This window comes from Mesorhizobium sp. LMG 17147, assembly GCF_024297145.1.
GTDB lineage: Bacteria > Pseudomonadota > Alphaproteobacteria > Rhizobiales > Rhizobiaceae > Mesorhizobium.
The window spans coordinates 150,615-173,649 of sequence record NZ_JANCTC010000005.1; the positions used below are offsets into that span (position 1 = coordinate 150,615).

At 62.9% G+C, this 23,035-nt stretch carries 23 protein-coding genes; 15 read left to right on the forward strand and 8 right to left on the reverse strand.

Features of this window, described 5'->3' with window-relative positions:
* Positions 1 to 266: 266 nt before the first annotated feature.
* A complete protein-coding gene (gene acnA / locus NMG46_RS12090; RefSeq protein WP_254817866.1) occupies positions 267 to 2,957 on the forward strand; it encodes an aconitate hydratase AcnA in 2,691 nt (896 codons plus the stop codon).
* Between the two features lie 40 nt (positions 2,958 to 2,997).
* Here the strand turns inward: acnA and NMG46_RS12095 are convergent, their stop codons facing one another.
* Positions 2,998 to 3,669, reverse strand: coding sequence for a ceramidase domain-containing protein (locus tag NMG46_RS12095; RefSeq protein ID WP_254817867.1), 672 nt, complete (start codon positions 3,667 to 3,669; stop codon positions 2,998 to 3,000).
* A gap of 175 nt (positions 3,670 to 3,844) precedes the next feature.
* On the opposite strand from NMG46_RS12095, the gene NMG46_RS12100 reads away from it, so the two are divergent.
* Together NMG46_RS12100 and NMG46_RS12105 are read left to right on the forward strand one after the other, a co-directional pair.
* Entirely contained in the window at positions 3,845 to 4,594 is a 750-nt protein-coding gene (locus NMG46_RS12100; protein ID WP_254817868.1) for a thioredoxin family protein, read from the forward strand.
* Between the two features lie 477 nt (positions 4,595 to 5,071).
* Positions 5,072 to 5,458: a DUF2794 domain-containing protein gene (locus NMG46_RS12105; protein WP_254817869.1), complete on the forward strand. Its 387-nt coding sequence runs from the start codon at positions 5,072 to 5,074 to the stop codon at positions 5,456 to 5,458.
* Positions 5,459 to 5,462: 4 nt separating this feature from the next.
* On the opposite strand, the gene NMG46_RS12110 is transcribed toward NMG46_RS12105, so the two are convergent.
* The 4 genes from NMG46_RS12110 to NMG46_RS12125 form a co-directional block, all read right to left on the reverse strand.
* On the reverse strand, positions 5,463 to 6,032 hold the full coding sequence (locus NMG46_RS12110; RefSeq protein ID WP_254817870.1) for a GNAT family N-acetyltransferase: 570 nt from the start codon (positions 6,030 to 6,032) through the stop codon (positions 5,463 to 5,465).
* 109 nt (positions 6,033 to 6,141) lie between these two features.
* Positions 6,142 to 6,921: a Bax inhibitor-1/YccA family protein gene (locus NMG46_RS12115; protein WP_254817871.1), complete on the reverse strand. Its 780-nt coding sequence runs from the start codon at positions 6,919 to 6,921 to the stop codon at positions 6,142 to 6,144.
* Between the two features lie 219 nt (positions 6,922 to 7,140).
* Entirely contained in the window at positions 7,141 to 9,690 is a 2,550-nt protein-coding gene (locus NMG46_RS12120) for an ABC transporter permease (protein ID WP_254817872.1), read from the reverse strand.
* A complete protein-coding gene (locus NMG46_RS12125) occupies positions 9,690 to 10,400 on the reverse strand; it encodes an ABC transporter ATP-binding protein (protein WP_254817873.1) in 711 nt (236 codons plus the stop codon). Before NMG46_RS12125 ends, NMG46_RS12120 begins: the two co-directional genes overlap by 1 nt.
* Positions 10,401 to 10,508: 108 nt before the next feature.
* Here NMG46_RS12125 and NMG46_RS12130 point away from each other — a divergent pair, with 108 nt between their 5' ends.
* The 4 genes from NMG46_RS12130 to NMG46_RS12145 all read left to right on the forward strand — a co-directional run bounded on the left by NMG46_RS12130 (position 10,509) and on the right by NMG46_RS12145 (position 12,644).
* The gene (locus NMG46_RS12130; RefSeq protein ID WP_254817874.1) at positions 10,509 to 11,153 is read left to right on the forward strand and encodes an arylesterase; all 645 of its coding nucleotides are present in this window, start codon (positions 10,509 to 10,511) and stop codon (positions 11,151 to 11,153) included.
* Positions 11,154 to 11,290: 137 nt separating this feature from the next.
* Positions 11,291 to 11,887, forward strand: a complete 597-nt coding sequence (thpR, locus tag NMG46_RS12135; protein WP_254817875.1) for an RNA 2',3'-cyclic phosphodiesterase — start codon at positions 11,291 to 11,293, stop codon at positions 11,885 to 11,887.
* A gap of 6 nt (positions 11,888 to 11,893) precedes the next feature.
* Entirely contained in the window at positions 11,894 to 12,190 is a 297-nt protein-coding gene (locus tag NMG46_RS12140) for a 4a-hydroxytetrahydrobiopterin dehydratase (RefSeq protein ID WP_254817876.1), read from the forward strand.
* Positions 12,191 to 12,281: 91 nt separating this feature from the next.
* Complete coding sequence (locus NMG46_RS12145) at positions 12,282 to 12,644, forward strand: YkvA family protein (RefSeq protein WP_254817877.1); 363 nt, start codon at positions 12,282 to 12,284, stop codon at positions 12,642 to 12,644.
* 40 nt (positions 12,645 to 12,684) lie between these two features.
* Here the strand turns inward: NMG46_RS12145 and NMG46_RS12150 are convergent, their stop codons facing one another.
* Positions 12,685 to 13,293 (reverse strand): isoprenylcysteine carboxylmethyltransferase family protein, encoded by a 609-nt coding sequence (locus NMG46_RS12150; protein ID WP_254817878.1) that lies wholly within the window; start codon positions 13,291 to 13,293, stop codon positions 12,685 to 12,687.
* A gap of 361 nt (positions 13,294 to 13,654) precedes the next feature.
* On the opposite strand from NMG46_RS12150, the gene NMG46_RS12155 reads away from it, so the two are divergent.
* The 3 genes from NMG46_RS12155 (at position 13,655) to NMG46_RS12165 (ending at position 16,106) form a co-directional block, all read left to right on the forward strand.
* Positions 13,655 to 14,161 carry an invasion associated locus B family protein gene (locus tag NMG46_RS12155; protein WP_023721899.1) on the forward strand — a complete coding sequence of 169 codons (507 nt, stop codon included), beginning with the start codon at positions 13,655 to 13,657 and terminating at the stop codon, positions 14,159 to 14,161.
* A 263-nt stretch (positions 14,162 to 14,424) separates the two neighbouring features.
* The gene (gene rlmN / locus NMG46_RS12160) at positions 14,425 to 15,657 is read left to right on the forward strand and encodes a 23S rRNA (adenine(2503)-C(2))-methyltransferase RlmN (protein WP_254817879.1); all 1,233 of its coding nucleotides are present in this window, start codon (positions 14,425 to 14,427) and stop codon (positions 15,655 to 15,657) included.
* Positions 15,654 to 16,106 (forward strand): hypothetical protein, encoded by a 453-nt coding sequence (locus NMG46_RS12165; RefSeq protein WP_254817880.1) that lies wholly within the window; start codon positions 15,654 to 15,656, stop codon positions 16,104 to 16,106. The genes rlmN and NMG46_RS12165 overlap by 4 nt, the downstream gene beginning before the upstream one ends.
* Before the next feature lie 46 nt (positions 16,107 to 16,152).
* Here NMG46_RS12165 and NMG46_RS12170 read toward each other — a convergent pair whose 3' ends face one another.
* Positions 16,153 to 16,794 carry a LysE family translocator gene (locus NMG46_RS12170; protein ID WP_254817881.1) on the reverse strand — a complete coding sequence of 214 codons (642 nt, stop codon included), beginning with the start codon at positions 16,792 to 16,794 and terminating at the stop codon, positions 16,153 to 16,155.
* Positions 16,795 to 16,962: 168 nt separating this feature from the next.
* Here NMG46_RS12170 and NMG46_RS12175 point away from each other — a divergent pair, with 168 nt between their 5' ends.
* Together NMG46_RS12175 and NMG46_RS12180 are read left to right on the forward strand one after the other, a co-directional pair.
* Complete coding sequence (locus NMG46_RS12175; RefSeq protein ID WP_254817882.1) at positions 16,963 to 18,186, forward strand: argininosuccinate synthase; 1,224 nt, start codon at positions 16,963 to 16,965, stop codon at positions 18,184 to 18,186.
* 148 nt (positions 18,187 to 18,334) lie between these two features.
* Entirely contained in the window at positions 18,335 to 18,643 is a 309-nt protein-coding gene (locus NMG46_RS12180) for a hypothetical protein (protein ID WP_254817883.1), read from the forward strand.
* A gap of 287 nt (positions 18,644 to 18,930) precedes the next feature.
* On the opposite strand, the gene NMG46_RS12185 is transcribed toward NMG46_RS12180, so the two are convergent.
* A complete protein-coding gene (locus tag NMG46_RS12185; protein ID WP_254817884.1) occupies positions 18,931 to 19,725 on the reverse strand; it encodes a lytic transglycosylase domain-containing protein in 795 nt (264 codons plus the stop codon).
* Positions 19,726 to 19,910: 185 nt separating this feature from the next.
* Here NMG46_RS12185 and NMG46_RS12190 point away from each other — a divergent pair, with 185 nt between their 5' ends.
* From NMG46_RS12190 to NMG46_RS12200, 3 genes are all read left to right on the forward strand, one after another.
* Positions 19,911 to 21,158: an NAD(P)/FAD-dependent oxidoreductase gene (locus NMG46_RS12190; protein WP_254817885.1), complete on the forward strand. Its 1,248-nt coding sequence runs from the start codon at positions 19,911 to 19,913 to the stop codon at positions 21,156 to 21,158.
* A gap of 90 nt (positions 21,159 to 21,248) precedes the next feature.
* Positions 21,249 to 22,343: a putative zinc-binding metallopeptidase gene (locus NMG46_RS12195; protein ID WP_254817886.1), complete on the forward strand. Its 1,095-nt coding sequence runs from the start codon at positions 21,249 to 21,251 to the stop codon at positions 22,341 to 22,343.
* 63 nt (positions 22,344 to 22,406) lie between these two features.
* Entirely contained in the window at positions 22,407 to 23,009 is a 603-nt protein-coding gene (locus NMG46_RS12200) for a DUF1236 domain-containing protein (protein WP_254817887.1), read from the forward strand.
* The last annotated feature ends 26 nt before the right edge of the window (positions 23,010 to 23,035 follow it).

The following is a 23,035-nucleotide window of genomic DNA, read 5'->3' on the forward strand; positions in this document are numbered from 1 at the left end:
AAAGTACAAATGCGGCTTCGGTGCGCCGCAGCAAAAATGGCGATTCCGTGTCTAGAACTATTCCAGAAAATTCTCTATATCCGCATCATCCGTGCCAGCGGTCGGCGCGGGAACCGAATTTGCGCCGAACCAGCGCGCGTGCCGCCTTGAACGGCCCGGACGCTTGGGAACGGACAGCGGAAATGGCCGTACCCGCACCTTTGCGCGTGATTTGCATGCCCACTGGCGTCCGTTCCCTCCCGGCAACCGACAGTTAGGGATCGCACGTGTCCAAATCACTCGACAGCTTCAATTGCCGCCGCACGCTGACCGCCAGCGGCACCGAGTACATCTACTATGACCTTGTCGAGGCCGAAAAGAACGGCCTCACAGGCATTGCCCAATTGCCTTATTCGATGAAGGTGCTGCTGGAGAACCTGCTGCGCAACGAGGACGGCCGTTCCGTTACCAAGGAGAGCATCCAGGCGGTCGCCGGCTGGCTGACCGACCGGGGCACTGCCGGCGTCGAGATCGCCTATCGCCCGGCCCGCGTGCTGATGCAGGATTTCACCGGCGTTCCGGCTGTGGTCGACCTTGCCGCCATGCGCGACGCCATGGCCTCGCTCGGCGGCGACCCGCAAAAGATCAATCCGCTGGTGCCGGTCGATCTGGTCATCGACCATTCGGTCATCGTCGACGAATTCGGCACGCCGCTGGCTTTCGCCCGCAATGTCGAGCTTGAATATGAGCGCAACGAGGAACGCTACAAATTCCTGAAATGGGGCCAGCAGGCGTTCCGCAATTTCCGCGTGGTGCCGCCCGGCACCGGCATCTGCCATCAGGTCAATCTCGAGTACCTCGGCCAGGTGGTGTGGACCAACAGCGAAGACGGCGAGACCACCGCCTATCCCGACACCTGCGTCGGCACCGATTCGCACACCACGATGATCAACGGCCTTGGCGTGCTCGGCTGGGGCGTCGGCGGCATCGAGGCGGAGGCCGCGATGCTCGGCCAGCCGGTTTCCATGCTGCTGCCGGAAGTCATCGGCTTTCGCCTCACCGGCAGGTTGAGGGAAGGCGTCACCGCCACCGACCTGGTGCTCACCGTCACCCAGATGCTGCGCAAGAAGGGCGTCGTCGGCAAGTTCGTCGAATTTTTCGGTCCGGGCCTGTCCAACATGACGCTGGCCGATCGCGCCACCATCGGCAACATGGCGCCGGAATATGGTGCCACCTGCGGCTTCTTCCCGGTCGACAGCGAAACCCTCCGGTACCTGACCATGTCCGGTCGCGACGAAGGCCGCATCGCCCTGGTCGAGGCTTATTCGAAGGCGCAAGGCTTGTGGCGCGATGCCGGCTCGGCCGATCCGGTCTTCACCGACCTGCTGGAGCTCGATCTCGGCAGCGTCGTCCCGTCGATGGCCGGCCCCAAGCGGCCGGAAGGCCGGGTCGCACTTGAAGACATTCCGGCTGGCTTCGCCAAGGCCATGGAGACCGAATACAAGAAGGCCGCCGAAATCGACAAGCGCTATGCTGTCGAGGGGACGGACTACGATCTTGGCCATGGCGATGTCGTCATCGCCGCCATCACCTCCTGCACCAACACCTCGAACCCGAGCGTGCTGATCGGCGCCGGGCTGTTGGCGCGCAACGCCAACCGGCTCGGCCTCAAGCAGAAGCCGTGGGTCAAGACCTCATTGGCGCCGGGCAGCCAGGTCGTGGCCGAATATCTCGAGAAATCCGGCCTGCAGAAGGAACTCGACCAGATCGGCTTCAACCTGGTCGGCTTCGGCTGCACCACCTGCATCGGCAATTCCGGCCCGCTGCCGGCGCCGATCTCCAAGACCATCAATGATAAGGGCTTGATTGCCGCGGCAGTCTTGTCCGGCAACCGCAATTTCGAAGGCCGCGTCTCGCCCGACGTGCAGGCGAACTATCTCGCCTCGCCGCCACTGGTCGTCGCCCACGCGCTGGCTGGGACCGTGACCAAGGATCTGACCACCGAGCCGCTCGGCGAGGATCGCAACGGCAATCCGGTCTATCTCAGGGATATCTGGCCGAGTTCGGTCGAGATCCAGGAATTCATCGAGAAGAACGTCACGCGCGAATTGTTCGCCCGCAAATATGCCGACGTCTTCAAGGGCGACGAGTACTGGCAGAACGTCAAGGCGCCGGAAGGCCAGACCTATGCCTGGGACGACAATTCCACCTATGTGCAGAACCCGCCCTATTTCGCCGGCATGACGTCAGGCTTCGGCAAGATCGGCGATATCAAGGGCGCGCGTGTGCTCGGGCTGTTCGGCGACAAGATCACCACCGACCACATTTCGCCCGCCGGTTCGATCAAGGCGGCCTCCCCGGCCGGCAAGTACCTCACCGACCACGGCGTCGGCGTCGCCGATTTCAACCAGTACGGCACGCGCCGCGGCAATCATGAGGTAATGATGCGCGGCACCTTCGCCAACATCCGCATTCGCAACCACATGCTGGGCGAGAATGGCCGCGAGGGCGGCTACACCATCCATTACCCGTCGAAAGAAGAGGAATCGATCTACGACGCCGCCATGCGCTACAAGAAGGAAGGCGTGCCGCTGGTCATCTTCGCCGGCGTCGAATATGGCAACGGCTCGTCGCGCGACTGGGCGGCCAAGGGCACCAATTTGCTGGGCGTCCGCGCTGTCATCGCCCAGTCCTTCGAGCGCATCCACCGCTCCAATCTTGTCGGTATGGGCGTCATCCCCTTCGTCTTCGAGGAAGGCACCTCATGGGCCTCGCTCAACCTCAAGGGCGACGAACTGGTTGAGATCGACGGACTGGGCAACATCAAGCCGCGGCAGAAGATGATCGCCAGAATCACCTACGGCGACGGCAGCGTCAAAGAGGTTCCGATCATCTGCCGCATCGATACGCTGGACGAGCTCGACTACTTCAAGAATGGCGGCATCCTGCAATACGTGCTGCGCGATCTGGCAGCATAGAGAGAGGAGTAGGGCAGTCAGGGAGTAGGGAACGCTTCCCCTATTCCCCTATTCCCGGCTTTCCAAACCGTGCTGTCGCCGCCAGCAGCACACCGAGCATCAGCCCGTTGAGGATGTGCCACAGGAAGTGCGTGCCGAGCGGGAAGCTGCCGCAGACCAGCGGATCGATCATCCGGCAGATGACCGACACGACGAAGATCGCCGAGCCCGCCAGATTGTACCAGCCGGCACGGTTGCCGCTCGCCGCCACCAAGGCGCCGAAGAAGGCGAGCGCCAGGAAGGGCGGCAGATAGCCGGTCGTGCCGTTCGACGCCTCGCGCAGCCAGTCCGGCACGGCAAAGGTCACCAGCCCGGCGACGGCATAGAAGGCGACGAAGATGGTGATCGCCTTGCCCCATTTCATGCCGAGAAAACGCCGCAGGTTGAACAGCGTGTAGGCCAGCGTGAACCCGGCGATCGGCAGCACGTCGGCCCAGACCGTGCCACGGTTGGCAAAGGTGTGGAACAGCGACGAGCCGACGCCAATCGCCACCACCCACCAGGCCAGCACTTCGGCGAAGATGCCGGTGCCGCGCCTGCGCACCTGCCAGACACCCCACAGCCCGGCGGCAAAAAAAGCCAGATTGCTCAGCGCATTGAGCGGTTCGGCCCACAGTTCCGGCCCGGTCCGCTCGCAGTACAGGTCGACCGGCGCCAGGAGAGATTGCCACATGCTGATTGCCGCCCGAATCGCTTCCATGGTGTAGTGCAAGTCCACCTATTGCGCCCTTGCCGGCGGTTGCAACGGCAAAATTTCACCGCAACGTGACTTCCCGTTGACTGCCGCTTCTGCCACATATTTCGACAACCAGAACAAAGCCGGCGTCACCGGCGGGATCGGAACGGCCATGCCATCTCGAAGACCATTGCGGCTTGCGGCCCTTGCGCTGGCCCTCTCGGCGTTTGCCGGCGGGGCCCTTGCCGAGCCAACCGACAAACCATTAGGCGTCGTCGAGCTCTTCACCAGCCAGGGATGCAACTCCTGTCCGCCGGCCGACGAATTCTTCGCCGAGCTCGCCGCCAAGGAGAACATCGTCGCGCTCGCCTATCACGTCGATTATTGGGATTACCTCGGCTGGCAGGACACGCTGAGCCGCAAGGAAAATACCGAGCGGCAATACGAGTATATGCGCGCGTTCGGCAGCCGTTCCGTCTACACCCCGCAAGCCGTCATAAACGGCCGCAGCCATGTCAACGGCGCCAGCCGCAAGGAAGTCGACGGCGCGCTGGCCCGCATGGAGAGGGTCGGCGAAGGCATGCGCGTCGGCATCAAAGTCAGCCGGACCAGCGATCGCGTCATGATCGATGCCGGCGACGCCGTGACCGGCCCCGCCGACGCGCATGTCGTCATCGTCTATTTCAACCCGCCGCAGACGATAAAGATCGGCAAGGGCGAAAACAGCGGCCGCAGCATGACCTACTGGAACGCCGTCTCCAGCATCCAGACCGCCGGCATGTGGCACGGCAAGGCGCAGCGCTACGAACTGCCGATGAGCGAGATCGCCAAGAAGGGCGGCTGTGCCGTGCTGCTGCAGTCAGTTGGCAAGGACGGCATGCCCGGTCCGATCCTGGGTGCAGCCTTTATCCGCAAGCCTTAAATAGAGCGCTCCCCCTTCTTCCCTGTGGGAGAAAGGATAACCGCGCTCAAGCCTCCGACGACAGCCTATCTGGAGGGATCGCACCGCCGCGGCTCCGGCCAATAAAAAACCGGCGTCAGCTTGCTTCTGACGCCGGTCATTTAGGTTTTGGGATCGTCGCACCCGATCTTTCCAAGGAAAAACCGAGGTTGGTTCGATCCGACGCAGACCCGTGGGCGGGGGGCTTGGGGTTTACGAGCCGGTGCCGGACCGAACCGTCTCAGGCAACACCGGTAAATTCGTCGGACATTGGGGCATGAGCACGGATAAAAAAAGGCAGGATTGTGGCGAAGCATCACCAATTCCAACAGGCGTTTCGCAAACGTGACTGGACGCTGGAGAAACCGCACGGCGCTGCCCTTGCCCGGCCGGGCCTTGCAATTCGGCAACGAAAGCGCCAACTTTGGTCGGCGTACGATTCATTGCGAGGATCCAGGCATGACTGATCGCAGCAGCGGGATGGAGGATGGGGACGCATCCGCAATACTGATCCCGCTGCATGAGGCAAGACGCGAACGCCTCGACCAGCCGGTGCAGTTCGACCGGCGCGAACTGGACCAGATCCTCAGGCTCTACGGCCGTATGGTTGCCGCCAATGAGTGGCGCGACTATGCCATCGACCATCTCGCCGACCGCGCCGTTTTTTCTGTCTTCCGCCGCACCAGCGAAGTGCCGCTTTTCCAGATCGTCAAGGATCCGAAGCTGGCGCGCCGGCAAGGCGCGTTCGCCGTCATCGCCGCCGGCGGGCGCATCCTCAAGCGCGGCCAGGAGCTCGGCCGGGTGCTTGGCGTGTTCGACCGAACGCTGAAGCTGGTCGAAGCGTAACCTCTTATTTTTGTTCGCGGAACTTCCGCTCGGGCAGCGACTGCGGATCAGGCGGGATCGACGCCCCGCCATTGATCGGCAACTGCATGAACACCGTGTCGAGCCAGCGTCCGTGCTTATACCCTGAGCCCTCCAGGCGGCCGGAATGACGAAAGCCGAGCTTCTGGTGCAACCGTACCGAGGCGCTATCGGGCCGGCCGTCGCCGATCACCGCGATGATCTGGCGAAAACCTGCCGCCTTGGCCGCTTCGATCAGCCCTTGCATCAAGAGCAGCCCGACGCCTTGCCCTTTGGCCTCGGGCGCGACATAGACGGAATCCTCAACGACGAAGCGGTAGGCCGGGCGCGGCCGGAACGCCCCGGCATAGGCATAGCCGAGCACGCTGCCGGCCTTTTCCGCAACCAGATACGGAAAGCCGCCCGCTATCAGGTTGTCGAAGCGCGCGCCCATCTCGGTGCGGCTTGGTGGCTCGAGTTCATAGCTGGCAGTGCCATTCGTCACCGCGTCGGCATAGATTTCCGTGATCCGGTCGAGATCGGCCGACGTCGCGGCCCGCAAGGTGATGCTGCTCATAATTTAGGCACGTCGTTCATCTGCCCTATATCACAGCAAAAGCCAGCACAAAAGAAAAGGGCGGCCATTGGGCCGCCCTTTCCAAACTCGCTGGTCCAGGAAACCGTATTTAGCGACGGTCGCCCATGAACTGCAGCAGGAACATGAACAGGTTGATGAAATCGAGATAGAGCCTCAATGCGCCCATGATCGCCTTGCGGCCGGCAACATCAGTCTCGTCGCCCTCGAAATACATCTCCTTGATGTTCTGCGTGTCGTAGGCGGTGAGGCCTGCGAAGATCAGCACCCCGATCGCCGAAACGGCGAAGGAAAGCGCCGACGACTGCAGGAAGATGTTGATCACCATCGCGATGATCAGGCCGACCAGGCCCATGACCAGGAACGACCCGAATGCCGAGAGATCGCGCTTGGTCGTGTAGCCGTAGAGGGACAGCCCGCCAAAGGCGGCGGCGGTGGCGAAGAAGGTCTGCGAGATGCTGGCGGTGGTGTAGACCAGGAAGATCGACGACAGCGACAGGCCGACGAGGCCGGCATAGACCCAGAACGTCGTCTGCGCGGCCGAAACGCTCATCGACTGGACGCGGAACGACAGGAACATCACCGCTGCCAGCGGGGCAAAGATCACGAGCCATTTTAGCGGCGAGCCGAAGATCGCGTAGCCGAACGAGGTCAGCATCTCGCCGCTTGGCAACGTCGCGACCGCCGAGGCGGGATCGCTGGTCGTGGCCAGCATGATTGTGCCGACCGCGGCAAGGCCGGTGATGAGGAGGCCAAGCCCCATCAGATTGTAGACCTTGATCATGTAGGCCCGCAGGCCCTGGTCGATGGCAGCATCGACGCCGGCGCCGGGCACGGCGCGCGTCTGATAATTGCGAACGGGATCAGCCATGGAAATCCTCATATTGCTTCTGCCCCGTCCGGTGTCAGGTCCATTTGAACCCAGGCGCCGCTGGCGGGGCTCCAGCATGCCTGCGCCGAAATATGATGGTTCTTGGCGTAAACGACAAGACCGTAACCAGACGTAATGCTCCGTGAAGTGCCAGAGATCCGGTTTTATTGGCCTTCCCGCCCGGAACATTAACGAGATTTAATCAAAACCGGCTCTGGCTCAAAGATTCCGCAGCACCGGCGCCGCCTTGTGGCCCAGCACCCGCCACGTGCCGGCAAGGCCGATGCCGACCGTGACCACCAGTGAAAAGCCGATGGTCGCCACCGCCACCTCGGGCATGAAGTGCGATGGCAGCGTCATGATGCGCGCGACGACGAACCATGCCGCCACACCGCCCGCCGCCAGCGCGAAGATCGCGGTGGCAAGGCCGATCAGCATGTATTCCAGCGAAAAAGCGGCGATCAGCGTTTTCCTGGTCGCACCCAGGGTCTTCAGCACCACCGCGTCGTGGATGCGAGCCCGGTTGCCGGCGGCGAGCGCGCCGGCCAGCACCAGCACCGAGGCGATCAACGCCACGCCCGCTGCCGCCCTGATTGCTGTGCCGAGCTGCGCTACCAGCCGGTTGACGATTTCGAGCGCGTCCTTGACCCTGACCGTCGTGACCGCGGGAAAGGCACGCGTGACGGCATTGAGAAGATGCGCGTCGTCGGCTGCCGACGCATTCGTCTCGGTAAGCGTCGCCAACCAGCCGTGCGGCGCCCCGGCGAATGTGTTGGGCGAGAACACCATAACGAAATTGATGCCCATGGTTTCCCATTCGACCTGGCGGAAATTGGCGATCTTGGCCGTGATGTTGCGGCCGAGCACGTTGACGGTGATGGTGTCGCCGAGCTTCAGCCCGATCTCGTTGCCTTCCTTGGCGGAAAACGAGACCAGCGGCTCGCCGGCATAGTTCTCCGGCCACCAGCTGCCCTCGGTCAGCGTCGCATTCTCCGGCATCTTTGCGTCATAGGTCAGGCCGCGATCGCCGCGCAGCACCCAGGCGCCCCCGGCCGGAACCTTGACCTTGTCGGCAGCGACGCCGTTGAGCGCCATCACCCGGCCGCGCAGCATCGGCACCTTGATCAGCCTGCCCTGCGGCGCCTCTTTGCCGACCAGCGCAGAGAAAGCATCGACGTCGCCGCTCTGGATATCGACGAAGAAGAAGTTCGGTGCCCGTTCCGGCAGGCTGCCCGAGATCTGCCGCCTGAGGTTGCCGTCGATCAGCGCCAGCGTCACCAGCAGCGTCAGGCCGAGGCCAAGCGACAGAACCACCGATGGCGTCAAGGCGCCTGGCCGATGGATGTTGCCGATGGCGAGCCTGAGCGCGGTCGAACGCACGCGCGGGCTTTTCTTTGCCGCCCACTGCACCAGCGAGCCGACGACACGCAGCACCAGGAACGACACCACCGTGGCCCCAATGAAGATCGAGGCAATACGGCGGTCGTCGGAAAACAGGATCACCAGTACCGCCAGGAGCAGGGCGATGCCCAATGCCGCGGCGATGTAGAGCGGGTGGGGAAAACCGCGGCCCTCGAAACCCATTTCGCGAAACAGCGCCGTTGCCGGCACGTCGCGGGCGCGGCCGAGCGGAAGCAAGGCGAAAGCCAGCGTCACCAGCAGCCCGAACAGCGCTGCCATGCCGAGGGCGCCGGGATAGAACCCACCTTCCGCCGGCACAGGAATAACCGATTGGAGTGCGGCGCTGGCCGCGAATGGCATCAATGCGCCGAGCACCAGGCCCAGCGTGATGCCGAGGGCGGCGATCATCAGGATCTGGACCAGATAGACGGCAAAGACGAACCCGCCCGAAGCCCCTAGGCTCTTGAAGGTGGCGATGACGCCGCGCTTGCCGTCGAGATAGGCACGCACGGCATTGGCCACGCCGACGCCGCCGACCACCAGAGCCGTCAGCCCAACCAGCGTCAGGAATTGCGAGAACCGCTCGATGTTCGAGGACAACGCCGGCGCCGCGTTGCTGCGCGTGCGGATCGACCAGCCGGCCTGCGGGAACTCTTTTGCCGTCTGCTCCCGGATAGCCTTGATCTGTGCGTCGCCGGTGCCGCCGGGCAGCCGGACCTTATAGGCGTTCTCGACCAGGCTGCCCGGCTGGATCAGGCCGGAAGCGGCAAGCCCGTCGGTCGACACCATCAGCCGCGGCGCAAAGCCGAAGCCATCCGACACCGCATCCGGCTCGTTGACCAGCCTTGCACGCAGCTCGAATGTCGCGCTGCCGAGCTTCAGCCGGTCGCCGATGCCAAGGTTCAGCCGCTCGAACAAAAGGTCCGGCGCGGCTGCGCCGAAGACGCCGGATTTTTCGCCGAACAGATCCTCTCGCGACAGCACCGGCTCGGTCTCCAGCGCGCCATAGAGCGGATAGGCGCCGTCGACCGCCTTGGCCTCGACCAGCGCCTGGTCGGAGCCGTCCTCGAGCCTGGCCATCGAGCGCATGTTGGCACTGTGCGAAACCGTGCCAAGCCGGTCGAGGAAGCTGCGTTCGGCTCTGGTAAGATCGCGCTGGTTGAGCTGGAAGCGGAGATCGCCGCCGAGCAGCGTCTGGCCCTGGTCGGCAACACCGGCGGAAATCGCTTGCGCGACCGAATTGACGCCGCCGATTGCCGCGACGCCGAGCGCGATGCAGGCAAGGAAGATCAGGAAGCCGGACAGCCCGCCACGCATTTCGCGCAGCGAAAACCGAAAGGCGAGCCTCAGTGTTTGCGACAGCGGCATCAGGCGGTCACCTTGCCGGCCCTGGTGGCCGGCTCAGGCGCGTCCTCGATCAGCCCCGACCGCATCGACACCTGGCGCGAGCAGCGCGCGGCGAGTACCGGGTCATGTGTGACCAGCACCAGCGTCATGCCGCGCTCGGTGGCCTTGGCAAACAGCAGGTCGGCGACGTGCCGCCCCGTCGCCTGGTCGAGATTGCCGGTCGGCTCGTCGGCGATCAGGATGCGCGGCGACGGCGCCAGCGCCCGGGCGATAGCCACGCGCTGTTGCTCGCCGCCAGACAATTCGCCGGGGTAATGGGTGACGCGATCGCTGAGACCGACCGCCGCCAGCTCGCGCGCCGCCACGCCGAACGGATCGGCATGGCCGGCAAGCTCCAGCGGGACGGCAACGTTTTCCAGCGCCGTCATATTGGGGATGAGATGGAAAGACTGGAATACGATGCCGATGTTTCGCCCCCGAAACGATGCGATCTGGTCTTCGCTTTTGCCGTTGAGCAGCTCGCCGGCAATTCGAACCGTGCCCGAATCGACCCTTTCAAGCCCAGCCAAAACCATCAGCAGTGTCGACTTTCCCGAACCGGAGGGTCCAACGATGCCTGTCGCCTCGCCGCCCGCCACATTGAGGCTGACGCCCTTCAGCACATGGACCGAGGAGCCACCTTCACCGAGCGTCAGCGATACGTCTTTCAGCGAAATGACGGCTTCTTCCAAAATCAAATCGTCCTATATGGAGGATGAAGGCTAGAGCATCCGATGCTCGACAAAAATGAAAACCTGCCTTTGCCAACAGATGTTCCTGGTTCATATGGGGCCTGCCGCATGGCTTTCAAACACACCTTTGCCGCAGCCTTCGCCCTTTTCCTCGCCGTTTGCGGCGCCATTTCGTCGGCGAGCGCCGAACCGTTCACCATTGTCGGTTTGGGCGACAGCTTGATGGCGGGTTATGGCCTCGGGCCAGGTCAGGGCTTCACCGAAAAGCTGCAGGCGGCGCTTCGCGCCAAGGGCTACGATGTCACGGTCGCCAATGCTGGCGTCTCCGGCGATACGACGAGCGGCGGCCTGTCACGGCTCGACTGGTCCGTGCCGGACGGAACGCAACTCGTCATCCTGGAGCTCGGCGCCAATGACATGCTGCGCGGCGTTTCGCCCGCCATAGCGGAAAAAAACCTGGACGCCATGCTGGCAAAACTGAAGCAGCGCAAGATCGCCGTTTTGCTTGCCGGAATGCGCGCGGCGCCCAATCTCGGCGCCGACTACCAGAAGGCGTTCGACGCAATCTTTCCGCGACTGGCTGAAAAATACGGCGTGCCGCTCTATCCTTTCTTTCTCGAGGGCATCGCTGGTCAATCCGTCCTGCAGCTCGAGGACGGCCTTCATCCGAACGCCGGAGGCGTCGACCGCATCGTCGAGGGTATCCTGCCCGGTGTGGAGAAGGCCATTGCAACGGTGCGGGGTAATTCCTGAAGGCGAGCGTTCGCCGCCGCACCACATTCCGTAGGGGAAGCTTTTAGGCAGCCCTGCGACCAACAAACCGCTTGCCCCGTTCGAATATCGATGATTCGCTAGGGGCAAGAGTTCGATTCGAGGACAGGAGGCTTCCCATGCCGCGTCTTTTTACCGCCCTCGAAATACCGCGTGATGCCGCTCTTTCGCTGTCCCTGCTCAGGGGCGGCCTGCCCGGAGCCCGCTGGATCGACGTCGAGAACTACCATCTGACGCTGCGCTTCATCGGCGATGTCGAGGGCCATGTCGCCGACGAAATCGCCAACGCGCTCGACCGTGTTCACCGCTCCTCCTTCCCGCTGACGCTGTCCGGCGTCGGCGCCTTCGGCCAGAAGAAGCCGCATGCGGTGTGGGCCGGGGTCGCCGCTTCGCCCGATCTTTCCGCATTGCAGGCCGAGATCGAGCGCATCTGCCAGCGGCTCGGCATCCCGGCCGACCCGCGCAAGTTCATGCCGCATGTGACGCTGGCCCGCCTGCGCAATTCGAGCCCGCTCGATGTCGCCCAGTACCTGTCGGCACGCGGCAATTTTTCGACGCTGCCGTTCCGGGTCGGCCGCTTCGTGCTGATGTCGTCGCGCGATTCGGTCGGCGGCGGGCCTTACGTCGTCGAGGAGGCCTGGCCGCTTTCAGGTGCCGACAACCGCATCGCCAGCCGTTTGGTCGGCGTCGCCGACGCTTCGCGGATCATGCGGTAGGCGGATATGGCCAGGGAGAAACTAGCAAAAGAGGCGATCCGCGCCGAACTTGCCGGCCTCGAAGGCTGGTCGCTGGCCAAGGATGGCGGCTCGATCACCCGCACCTTCACCTTCAAGAATTTCTCCGAAGCCTTTGCCTTCATGACCCGCGTCGCCCTGGCGGCGGAGAAGATGGACCACCATCCCGACTGGTCGAACGTCTACAAGACGGTAAACGTGACCCTCAACACGCACGACGCCGGCGGCCTGACGGCGCTGGATTTCGATCTGGCCAGAAAGATGAACCGCTATTTCGGCGGCTGAGCCTAGCTGCACTTGCAGCGAGGTTCGGCTTTCACCACATTTTGCCTTGTGGTCATGCGTGAAGTCACGCGACGGCCGCACGGAGAGATTGATGGCGCAAAAATCCGGTTTTGATTTCTTCGGCCTCGGCAGCAAGCCGGGCAACGAGAGTGAAGTGCGCGATAAGTTCTGGCGTACGGCGAAGAAAGCCGCCCGGCATATCCCGTTTATGGAAGAGGTGGTCGCCGCCTATTACTGCGCCATGGACAAGAAGACGCCGCTTCGCGCCAAGGGCACATTGCTGGCTGCGCTCGGCTATTTCGTGCTGCCGACGGACGTCATCCCCGATTTCATGGTTGGGCTTGGCTTCACCGACGACATCGCCGTGCTGACCGCCGCGATCACAACCGTCAGCGCCCACATCACGCCCGCGCACCGGCTCGCCGCCAAACAGGCCATCGCCGACAAGAGCTGAGCCGGTACGGCGCAAAAAATCGCGCGAGACTTTCCGGCCGTCAAACCCACCGCCGCACCCGCGCCTTGTAGGCGCGATAGGCATCTCCGAACTTGCGCTCGAGATAGCGCTCTTCCGGCGCGATGACGCCGGTATTGATCACCCACAGCAGGGGGATGACGAGCGCAATAGCCCAAAGACTTCCGGCAGCGACGCCGAGGCCCAGATAGATGAGGGTCGCTCCCAGATACAAGGGGTTTCTGGTCCGCCGATAGATACCGTCGACGACCAGCGCCGTCGTTGGCAAGGTCGGTGGTATGTTGGTTCCAGCGGCCTGAAAGCGGCCCGCCGCCATAAAGAGGAACACGAAGCCGCACACCGCGAGCACGGCGCCGGCCAGATAGCGGGCGAGCGCCTGCCCGGCCATGACCGGGAGCGGCGCGAGCACCTCGAGCACGGTTGCCGCCGCCAGGAAGCCGAGGAAAATCAAAGGCGGTAGCGCAATGACCCCGGGTACGTCGGACGCGCCCGATCCGCCCGCCGCCTGTCCGCCATCCGACCGGGGCACCGCGCCGCTAGCCGCCGCGCGGACGCCGACACGAATGCCAAACACGATCGCCAGGACGACTGTGCCGCCCGCGAGGATCAGGACTGTCTCGGAAATGGCCATGGCCAAATCTCCCGTAAGCCGCCAAGGAGGGCACCCTGGCCGAGTGCCGTGGCGACGAACGCAGACATGGTACCGCCTGCAGGGAAATTCGTCACGTACCTCAAGAAAAGCGGGAATCGCCGCGAAACCTAGCTGCTTGAAAAGTCAAACTCTTGCCGTTTTCGTGGCCTCCAAGTCGCGGCAGGGACAGTGCGCCAGCCGCTTTTTTGAGCGGCAGCGCGAAGACGGCGGCGGTTTCCTGGCGTGAACATCCTTTTCTTAGGGAAATTCACCGTTTGGTAACCCAGATTAAATCAAAATGAAGCGACGGGCAGGACGCCGAGCCGGCCTGCCGCCGCACCAGTGGAATACGGGAAAAGCGATGCGCGGATTGATTGCTATAGTTTCCAGCCTGGCCCTGGTGGCCCTGACGGCGCCCGCGCTGGCGCAGTCGGCCACCAAGATCGGCCAGCATAATGCCTGGGGCACCTACAGCTATCAGGCGTCGGGCGGCGGCAAGGTCTGCTATGTCCTGACCGTCCCTACCGACAAGCAGCCGCCGACGCTCGATCACGGCGACATGTTCTTCTTCGTCAGCCAGCGGCCGGGGCAGCAAGTGTCCTACGAGCCGCAATTCATTGCCGGCTATACCTTCCAGGAGGGTTCCAAGGCCACCGTCACCATCGACAAGAAGTCTTTCTCGATGTTCACGCGCGGCAAGTCGGCCTGGGTCGAGAACGCCGCCGAGGAGCCGGTGCTGATCGCCGCGATGAAGACCGGCACCGACATGAAGGTATCGGCGAAGTCCGGCCGCGGCAACACCACCACTTACGTCTTCTCGCTGAAGGGCATCTCGGCGGCGCTGGCCTCGATCGCCAAGTGCAAGTAGGCGGTTAGGCACGGTCTTCCCTTCTCCCCTTGTTGTGGGAGAAGGTGGATCGGCGCGCAGCGCCGAGACGGAAGAGGGGTGTTGGACGGAACGCCGTCGGCGCCAAGCTGGAACGCCCCCGACCGAGCTACGCTCGGCCACCTTCTCCCAGGGGAGAAGGGAAGACCACCGGCATGACTCCGCCGCTAACCTGTGCTATGCGCCGCGCTTCATTTCGGGCACGATGCTGTATTCGGCCGCAAATCGCTTATATTGGCGCAACAATGACCCTTTCATTCGATCTTACCACTGAGGGCGCGCGTGACGCGTTGCGCACCCGCACGACGCCTGAAAAGCCGTCGCTGATCGGCCTGACGCGCGCCGAACTCGGGGCCGCCCTCGTCGCCGCCGGCATCGTGCCGGAGCGCCAGGCGAAAATGCGCGCCCAACAGCTCTGGCATTGGATCTATGTGCGCGGCGTTTCCGACTTTGCCGGCATGTTCAACATCTCCAAGGATCTGCGCGCCGCCCTCGACACGCATTTCACCGTTGCCAGGCCCGAGATCGTCGAGGAGCAGATTTCCTCCGACGGCACGCGCAAATGGCTGTTCCGCTTTCCGCCGCGCGGCGCCGGCCGGCCGGTCGAGATCGAGACCGTCTACATTCCCGAAGAAGGCCGCGGCACGCTCTGCATCTCTTCGCAGGTCGGCTGCACCCTGACCTGCTCCTTCTGCCACACCGGCACGCAGAAGCTGGTGCGCAACCTGACCGCCGAGGAAATCCTCGCGCAGCTTTTGACCGCCCGCGACCGGCTCGGCGATTTCCCCGACCGCGACACACCCGACGGCGCCATCGTGCCGGCCGAGGGCCGGAAGGTGTCCAACATCGTCATGATGGGCATGGGCGAGCCGCTCTACAATTTCGAGGCGGTAAAGAAGGCGCTGCTTATCGCATCCGACGGCGACGGGCTTTCCCTGTCGAAGAGGCGCATCACGCTCTCGACATCGGGCGTCGTGCCCGAGATCTTCCGCACCGGCGAGGAGATCGGTGTGATGCTGGCGATCTCGCTGCACGCCACCAATGACGATCTGCGCGACCTTTTGGTGCCGATCAACAAGAAGTATCCGCTCAACGAGCTGATCGCTGCCTGCCATGCCTATCCCGGCCTGTCCAACGCCAAGCGGATCACCTTCGAATATGTGATGCTGAAGGACGTCAACGATTCGATCGAGGACGCCAAGGCGCTGGTCAAGCTGCTCAAGGGCATCCCCGCCAAGATCAATCTGATTCCGTTCAATCCGTGGCCGGGCACCAACTACCAGTGCTCGGACTGGGAGACGATCGAGAAATTCGCCGACTACATCAACAATGCCGGCTATGCTTCGCCGATCCGCACGCCGCGCGGCCGCGACATCCTCGCCGCCTGCGGCCAGCTCAAGTCGGACTCCGAGCGTATGCGCAAGGTCGACCGGCTGGCGCTGGAAGCGATGATGATCGCGGGGCATGGCGAGGTGTGAATCGCGTCGTCGCCTATCTGATCCGCTTCGCCGTTATCCTTGTCGGCTATGGCGTTGCTTCGCTGGCGGCAAGCGCCTTCCTTAACATCATGTTCCTGGCGTCTCTTGGGCTGATAACGGATGAGACGCAACCGGCGGCGCAGGCTTCGCTGTGGTTTTCAGTCCCCTTCGTCGGGCTGTTCGTCGCCTATTTCGCTTTCATGCCGGCGGCGATCGCCATCCTGATTTCCGAGATCCTTGGTCGGCGGGACTGGCTGTTCTATGCACTGGCGGGCGCGGCGGTGGCGGCGGTCTTCCTCGGCTTCGTCCACCAGACGGCCGATGCCAATTTCGAGGTTACCAACACCAGCGTCATGCTGGCGGTGATCGGCTGCGGTATGGTCGGCGGTATTTTCCACTGGCTGAGCGCCGGGCGCTCGGCCGGAAGCTGGCGCCAGATCAGCGCATGACCCCGAACCAAAGGTTCGGAAAGGATCATGCGCAAAATGAAAGTACCTATTTCGCCTGGGCCGTCAGGATCTTGAGCGCGAAGGCCGAAAAAACTCCGGCAAACAGATAGTCGACGACGCGGGTCACGCGCGGGCTGGATTTCATCGCGGCCGAGAATTTTTCCGCCGCCAGCACCATCGGCGCCGTCACCGGGATCGCCAGCACGACGAACATCACGCCGAGGAAGAACAGCTTTCCCGGCGCGTTGGGATCATGCGCGGAGACGAATTGCGGCAGGAAGGTCATGAAGAACAGGATGATCTTCGGGTTGAGCAGATTGACCCCGAGCCCCGCGGCCCAGCTGCGGAACAGCGAGATCTGCGGCCCGCTCTTCTTCTCCGGTGAAAACGCCGACCCTTTTGTGATCGCCTGCCATGCCAGGAAGACCAGATAGCCGGCGCCGAAAATCTTCAGCACGAAGAACGCCATCGGCGAGGCGACGATCAGCGCCGAGACGCCGACCACCACCAGCGTGGTGTGAATCAGTGTGCCGCACAAGGCGCCGGCCATCGAGGCAAAGCCGGTGGCACGGCCCTGGCTCAGCGTGCGCGAGACGAACAGCGTCATGTCAGGCCCGGGCGTGATCGCCAGGATGAAGGTGGCGATGGCGAACTGGATAAGCGTCGTACTGTCGGGGATGAAGGACATGGCTCGTCTCGTAGCGGCAAAAGACGGCGCAGCCATAGCGCAGGACCCGTGTGCTCGCCAGCCTCTGAGCGATACAGCATCTGGTCCAGGCATCGTTCGTCCCTTGCGCTGGCCTAAAACGCCGTGATACCTCGCCCGCGAAGAACCCCTGTCGCGGAACTGCCCACCATGTCGAAAGCAAAAGCCGTCAAGAAAGTCGTGCTCGCCTATTCCGGCGGCCTCGATACCTCGATCATCCTGAAATGGCTGCAGACCGAGCTCGGCGCCGAGGTCGTCACCTTCACCGCCGATCTCGGCCAGGGTGGCGAACTGGAGCCGGCTAGGCGCAAGGCCGAGATGATGGGCATCAAGGACATCCGCATCGTAGATGTCCGCGAGGAGTTCGTATCCGATTTCGTCTTCCCGATGTTCCGCGCCAACGCCGTCTATGAGGGCAGCTATCTGCTCGGCACCTCGATCGCCCGGCCGCTGATCTCGAAACATCTTGTCGAGATCGCCAGGGAGACCGGCGCCGACGCGATCGCGCATGGGGCCACCGGCAAGGGTAACGATCAGGTGCGTTTCGAGCTTTCCGCCTATGCGCTGAACCCCGACATCAAGGTCATCGCACCCTGGCGCGACTGGTCGTTCAAGTCGCGCACCGACCTGATCAACTTCGCTGAGCAGCACCAGATCCCGGTGCCGAAGGACAAGAAGGGCGATGCGCCGTTCTCGGTCGACGCCAACCTTCTGCACTCCTCCTCCGAGGGCAAGGTGCTAGAGGACCCGTGGAGCGAGCCGCCGGAATTCGTCCACCAGCGCACCATCTCGCCGATGGATGCGCCGGATGAGGTCACCGAGATCGAGATCGAATTCCTCAAGGGCGACCCGGTTGCGCTCAACGGCAAGAAGCTGTCGCCGGCAACGATGCTGGCGGCGCTCAATGATCTCGGCCGTGACAATGGCATCGGCCGGCTCGACCTGGTCGAGAACCGTTTCGTCGGCATGAAATCGCGTGGTGTATACGAGACCCCCGGCGGCACCATCCTGATATCGGCCCACCGGGCGATCGAATCGATCACGCTCGACCGAGGTGCGGCCCACCTCAAGGACGAGTTCATGCCGCGCTATGCCGAGCTGATCTATAACGGCTTCTGGTTCGCGCCCGAGCGGCTGATGCTGCAGGCGATGATCGACAAGAGCCAGGAAGACGTTGAAGGCACCGTGCGGCTGAAGCTCTACAAGGGCAACGTCATTGTCACCGGCCGCAAGTCGAGGAAGACGCTCTATTCCGATGCGCTGGTCACCTTCGAGGACGATCGCGGCGCCTACGACCAGAAGGACGCCGAAGGATTCATCCGCCTCAACGCGCTCAGGCTTAGGACACTAGCGGCGCGTAGTCGTGAACGCTAAGTATATATTCATAAAAATATCGCTTAGCCCGGTTCAATATTCTTAACGAAGCTAATGTAGTTGTTTCTAGTGACAGCTGCAGAGCTTTTCTTGCTTGACCTCATGGCCAGATTGTCCAATTGCTTTTTTGGGCAATGGGGCTATAATAATGAAACGTCGTCTTTTGATTTTGCCGGCGACAATCGGCATTCTGGCGGGCTGCCAGACTGGACAAGAAGCCGTGAACAAGGACCCCAAAGCGGCATACGACCGGTGCATCGGCAACGTCGCGACATGGAGCATCACCGCCAAACACGAAGCGATGGCCTTCATGGGTGTTTCCGAAGAGCGCATGCCGGCCACATTTTGCCGACGCCTCGTCGACGCGTTGGCCAGCGGCAGACTTACCCTCTCCGATATAAACAGGCTTCAGACCAACCAACCCACCGACGTCTGGAGGGTCATCAAGGGGAAGTGACGGGTTGGGCAATGGTTATTTTGCGATGCGCCGCGCAAGTTCCGCTGGATGTTTCTGGTTGGCCTGGCGGTGGCCGAAGGAAGTCCCCGCCAGTAATCTTTTCCCTCCGGCAATATCAGCTTGATTCACATCCCGGCAAGGTGCTCGCCGGCTGCTCCTACGCGCTCGACGTGAAATAGAAAGCCCGGTGCTTGGCCGGGCTTTCCGTCGAAGAGAGCAATTCCAGGAAAGGCGTGAAACGGTTTTCTGTCTGGAATTGCGTTAAAACAAAGCTCTAGGGTTTTCTGTCAGTCGGCATCGATCGCTGTGGCCATGCGGGCGATGGCCTGTTGGTAGACGCTCGCGGAATTCCAGCCGGCAATTGCACCGATATTCGCCTGCGCGCTGGCGCCCGGTCGCCAACCATGACTCTTGAGGAAGTTGGCGGTAGAAGCCAACGCAGTGGCCTTGTCGCGCAGGTTTTTGTTACCTACGCCATATGTCAAAACATTTCCGGGCAGGAACTGCGTGTGACCAATCTCGCCATGCGCGGCACCGACCGACGAGGCGCTCAACGCTCCGCGATCAACCAGCTTCAGGGCCGCAATGGCATGCGGGTAGAAGAACTCCGGACGGCGGCAGTCATAAGCAAGCGTTAAAATGGCGGAGACCGTATTCTGGTTGCCCATGGCGGAACCGAAGCCGGTCTCCATGCCCCAGATGGCGAGCAACACGCCCGGCGACACGCCGTAATTCTGTTCGATCTTGTCGAACAGCGCAGCATTGGCCTTCTTCAGCGCACGGCCCCTGGCAATGATCGCGGACGCGCCACGGCGCTTCATGAAAGCTTCCACCGAGCCGCTGAAAGCCTTATGGATGGCGCGGTCGACGGAGATCGTCTTTGTCGCGTAGGTTGCGCGAGCCAGAGCGGCCAGACCCTTCGAGCCGACGCCGTCGGCCTTGGCCTCCGCGGCGAACTCCGGTTTCCACGCCTCGAAGCCGGCGCCGCTCTTGCCACAGCTGGCCGCCTGCGCGCCCGTCGCCAGCGCAAGCACCGCCACCACCGTGGCCACTACAAACATCTTCTTGGCAAGAAATGCCATGCTGCTCTCCTGGTTGCCTGAATCACGTTCCCAATTGCGAACTTGCCTGCGAAACACCTGCTTGTCACTGCCCCGGCGCCACGCCGATGCACTCAATACAGCAGGAACCTCAAATCCACCACACTGGCGGACGCCCGGGAATTTGCCTACGATCAAGTAATTATTGTGGCGGGGGCAGAATAAGCATGGAAGACGTTGACGTCGTGATCATCGGCGCCGGTTCAGCCGGGCTTTCGGCTGCCAAGACCCTGCGCGCTGCCGGTTTTTCCTTCAAATTGTTGGAAGCGATGAACCGCATTGGCGGCCGCGCCTGGACCAGCGATCAGCATTTCGGCGTGCCGTTCGACATCGGCTGCGCCTGGTTGCATGCCGCGGACCGCAATCCTTATTTTCCCGAGGCGAAAGCCGCCGCCTGGACGCTTCATCACCACGACATGAATGTCGATCATCTCTACTACCGCGAGCGAAAGGCAAGCGAAGCCGAAGAGGCGGCGATGAAGGTTGCCGACGCAAGGCTGTTCGAACTGGTGGCGGCACATCAGGTGAGGGAAGGCGACGACGACCGTCTTTCGGCATTGCTCGCCAAGGGACACGCGCCGCGCGCCGCCGCAACCTTCGCCGGGCCGATGGATTTCGGCGCCGACGAGGACGAGATATCGATCCGCGACTTTCAGGCGGCCGCCGATCTCGATCCGAACTATTTCACCAGGGAAGGCTTCGGTACGCTGGTTGCGCGCTTCGGCGCCGATGTGCCGGTGGCACTGTCGACGCCGGTGCGCAAGATCGTCTGGGATGGGCCGGGCGTAGCCTGCGTCACCGATCGCGGTACCATCTGCGCCAAGGCGGTTATCGTCACCGCCTCGCCGGCAGTGCTCGCCTTCGAGGAGATTGCGTTCTCGCCTGCACTCCCCGACGCGCATTTCGCCGCCTTCTTTGACCTGCCGATGGGCATGCTGACCAAGCTGCCGGTCGAAATATCCGGTACAAGGCTCGGCCTGGAGCCGTTCGACGATTTGCTGATCGAGCGGCTGGCCAGACACGACATCTACTTCCTCTGCTTTCCCTTCGACCTCGATCTGATGGTCGGTTTCGTCGGCGGCGATTTCGCCTGGGAGATGTCGGCGGCGGGCGAGGCGGCCGGCATCGACTTCGTCGTCGACCGGCTCTGCGGCATCTTTGGCGGCGACGTGCGAAAACATGTCGGACGCGCGATGATGACCAATTGGGGCGCTGAGCGGTTCGTGCGCGGCGCCTATGCGGCGGCGCGGCCAGGCCGCTCGCAAGCGCGCGCCACGCTGATGCAGCCGGTGGCGGAAAAGATCTTCTTCGCCGGCGAGCATTTGGCCGGTCCGCTGATGCAGACCTGCGGCGGCGCCAGGCTATCGGGCGCGGCAGTGGCCAAGGAGGTCGTCGCCCAGCTTGCGGCAAAATAGCGTCGGCCGGCAGGAACGTGGGCAGCTGACAGGCGTTTGGCGTTCTCCTGTTCGTATTGTCCTTCGCATTTCGAATGATTTGAGACGCCAATGAAGCTTTTCGACTGCCCGCATTGCGGCCACCGTCTCTATTTCGAGAACGCGCAATGCCTGCACTGCGCCAGCGTCGTGGTCTACGATCCCGAGCATGCGCGCTTCGCGCTGTCCGGCGGCGACGTCTTCCATTGCACCAATGCCGACGAATGCGCCTGCAACTGGATGGCGGAGCCCGGCCACGCCTTCTGCCGCGCCTGTGCGCTGAACCAGCTGATTCCGGATCTGTCGGTCGACGGCAACCGCCGCCGCTGGATCCGTGTCGAGGCGGCAAAGAAGCGTGCCGTGTATTCGCTGCTCGCCTTCGGCCTGCCGGTCGCACCCAAGCAGAATCCCGGCGACGAGATCGGCCTCGCTTTCGATTTTCTTGCCGATCCGATCGGCGGCGGTCCCGGCGGCGAGCGTATCTTGACCGGCCACGACAACGGCCGGATCACGCTCAACGTCGCCGAGGCGGATTCGGCAGAGCGCGAGCGACGGCGCGTCGAGATGGGCGAGAACTACCGCACGCTGCTCGGCCATTTCCGCCATGAACTCGGCCATTATTACTGGGACCGCCTGATCCGCGACGATCCGCAAAGGCTTGCCGGTTTTCGCGCTTTGTTCGGCGACGAGCGCGCCGATTACGAACAGGCGCTGAAGACCTATTATGCCGATGGCGCGCCGCCCGACTGGCAGCAGCGCCATATCTCGGCCTATGCGACGTCGCACCCATGGGAGGACTGGGCCGAGACATGGGCGCATCACATGCACATCACCGACACGCTGGAGATGGTGCATGCCCTGAATTTCCCGCTCGGCCGGTTGGAGACTGTTGAAGCCAACGAGCTGCCGCGCGCCGATACCGGCGGCAAGTTGCAGCCGGCACCATCGGAACCCGCCCCCAGGCCAGAGCCCTTCGAAAGGATTCTCGAGCGCTGGCTGGTGCTGTCGGAGGCGTCCAACTCGATCAACCGCTGCATGGGCCTGCCCGATCTCTATCCGTTCGTCATCTCGGACGTGGCGGCGCAAAAACTTGCTTTTGTTCACGAGCTTTTGACCGACCTGCCGAAAACGACTGGAACAAATCGTGAGCCGGCCGAAGCCTTTTAGCCGGAACGCATGCGGCTTTGCTTCGTTTTCGGTCCCGAGGGACTGTGAAACGGAGAGAAAACCATGAAACGCATATTGTTTCCGGCGGTGGCCGGAGCGCTCATAGCGATGTCGGGCTCTGCTTTGGCCGACACCGCCGTCTCGGCCATCACCGATCTCAATGTACGCGCCGGCCCCGGCCCACAATATCCGGTCATCGGTGTGCTCGCGGCCGGCCAGTCCGCGACGCTCGACGGCTGCATCGCCAACAGCAAATGGTGCACCATCGCCGAGGCCAACGGCCAGGGCTGGGTCTATTCCGACTATGTGACGGCCGATTTCGGCGGCAGCCGTGTGGTCCTGACACAGCGTCCGGCCAGCGCCGACATTGCCATCGTGACGCCGCCCGCCGATAGCGCCGAATATTCCGACACCTATACCGGAGCGATCGTTGCCGGCGAGGCGATCGAGCCCATCCGGAGACCGCCGGCCGAGATCCGCACCTATGTCCGTACGCATCGGCTCGAACCGGTCTATCTCGAGGGCGAGGTGGTGACCGGCGCGACGTTGCCTGACACCGTCGAGCTGCGCGAAATTCCTGACTATGATTACCGCTATGTCTATGTGAACGGCCAGCCGGCACTGGTCGATCCAGGCACCAGGCGCATCATGTACGTCGAGCGCTGACAATACAAACAGGGCGGTCGCATAGC

Bases quoted from the DNA above. Each gene is read 5' to 3' on its own strand.
- NMG46_RS12180 (WP_254817883.1), top strand. From the start codon at position 18,335: ATGAAACGTCGTCTTTTGATTTTGCCGGCGACAATCGGCATTCTGGCG.
- NMG46_RS12115 (WP_254817871.1), bottom strand. From the start codon at position 6,921: ATGGCTGATCCCGTTCGCAATTATCAGACGCGCGCCGTGCCCGGCGCC.
- NMG46_RS12100 (WP_254817868.1), top strand. From the start codon at position 3,845: ATGCCATCTCGAAGACCATTGCGGCTTGCGGCCCTTGCGCTGGCCCTC.
- NMG46_RS12145 (WP_254817877.1), top strand. From the start codon at position 12,282: ATGGCGCAAAAATCCGGTTTTGATTTCTTCGGCCTCGGCAGCAAGCCG.
- NMG46_RS12120 (WP_254817872.1), bottom strand. From the start codon at position 9,690: ATGCCGCTGTCGCAAACACTGAGGCTCGCCTTTCGGTTTTCGCTGCGC.
- NMG46_RS12175 (WP_254817882.1), top strand. From the start codon at position 16,963: ATGTCGAAAGCAAAAGCCGTCAAGAAAGTCGTGCTCGCCTATTCCGGC.
- NMG46_RS12105 (WP_254817869.1), top strand. From the start codon at position 5,072: ATGACTGATCGCAGCAGCGGGATGGAGGATGGGGACGCATCCGCAATA.
- NMG46_RS12170 (WP_254817881.1), bottom strand. From the start codon at position 16,794: ATGTCCTTCATCCCCGACAGTACGACGCTTATCCAGTTCGCCATCGCC.
- rlmN (WP_254817879.1), top strand. From the start codon at position 14,425: ATGACCCTTTCATTCGATCTTACCACTGAGGGCGCGCGTGACGCGTTG.
- NMG46_RS12195 (WP_254817886.1), top strand. From the start codon at position 21,249: ATGAAGCTTTTCGACTGCCCGCATTGCGGCCACCGTCTCTATTTCGAG.
- thpR (WP_254817875.1), top strand. From the start codon at position 11,291: ATGCCGCGTCTTTTTACCGCCCTCGAAATACCGCGTGATGCCGCTCTT.
- NMG46_RS12155 (WP_023721899.1), top strand. From the start codon at position 13,655: ATGCGCGGATTGATTGCTATAGTTTCCAGCCTGGCCCTGGTGGCCCTG.
- NMG46_RS12150 (WP_254817878.1), bottom strand. From the start codon at position 13,293: ATGGCCATTTCCGAGACAGTCCTGATCCTCGCGGGCGGCACAGTCGTC.
- NMG46_RS12130 (WP_254817874.1), top strand. From the start codon at position 10,509: ATGGCTTTCAAACACACCTTTGCCGCAGCCTTCGCCCTTTTCCTCGCC.
- NMG46_RS12200 (WP_254817887.1), top strand. From the start codon at position 22,407: ATGAAACGCATATTGTTTCCGGCGGTGGCCGGAGCGCTCATAGCGATG.
- NMG46_RS12190 (WP_254817885.1), top strand. From the start codon at position 19,911: ATGGAAGACGTTGACGTCGTGATCATCGGCGCCGGTTCAGCCGGGCTT.
- NMG46_RS12095 (WP_254817867.1), bottom strand. From the start codon at position 3,669: ATGTGGCAATCTCTCCTGGCGCCGGTCGACCTGTACTGCGAGCGGACC.
- NMG46_RS12140 (WP_254817876.1), top strand. From the start codon at position 11,894: ATGGCCAGGGAGAAACTAGCAAAAGAGGCGATCCGCGCCGAACTTGCC.
- NMG46_RS12110 (WP_254817870.1), bottom strand. From the start codon at position 6,032: ATGAGCAGCATCACCTTGCGGGCCGCGACGTCGGCCGATCTCGACCGG.
- NMG46_RS12185 (WP_254817884.1), bottom strand. From the start codon at position 19,725: ATGGCATTTCTTGCCAAGAAGATGTTTGTAGTGGCCACGGTGGTGGCG.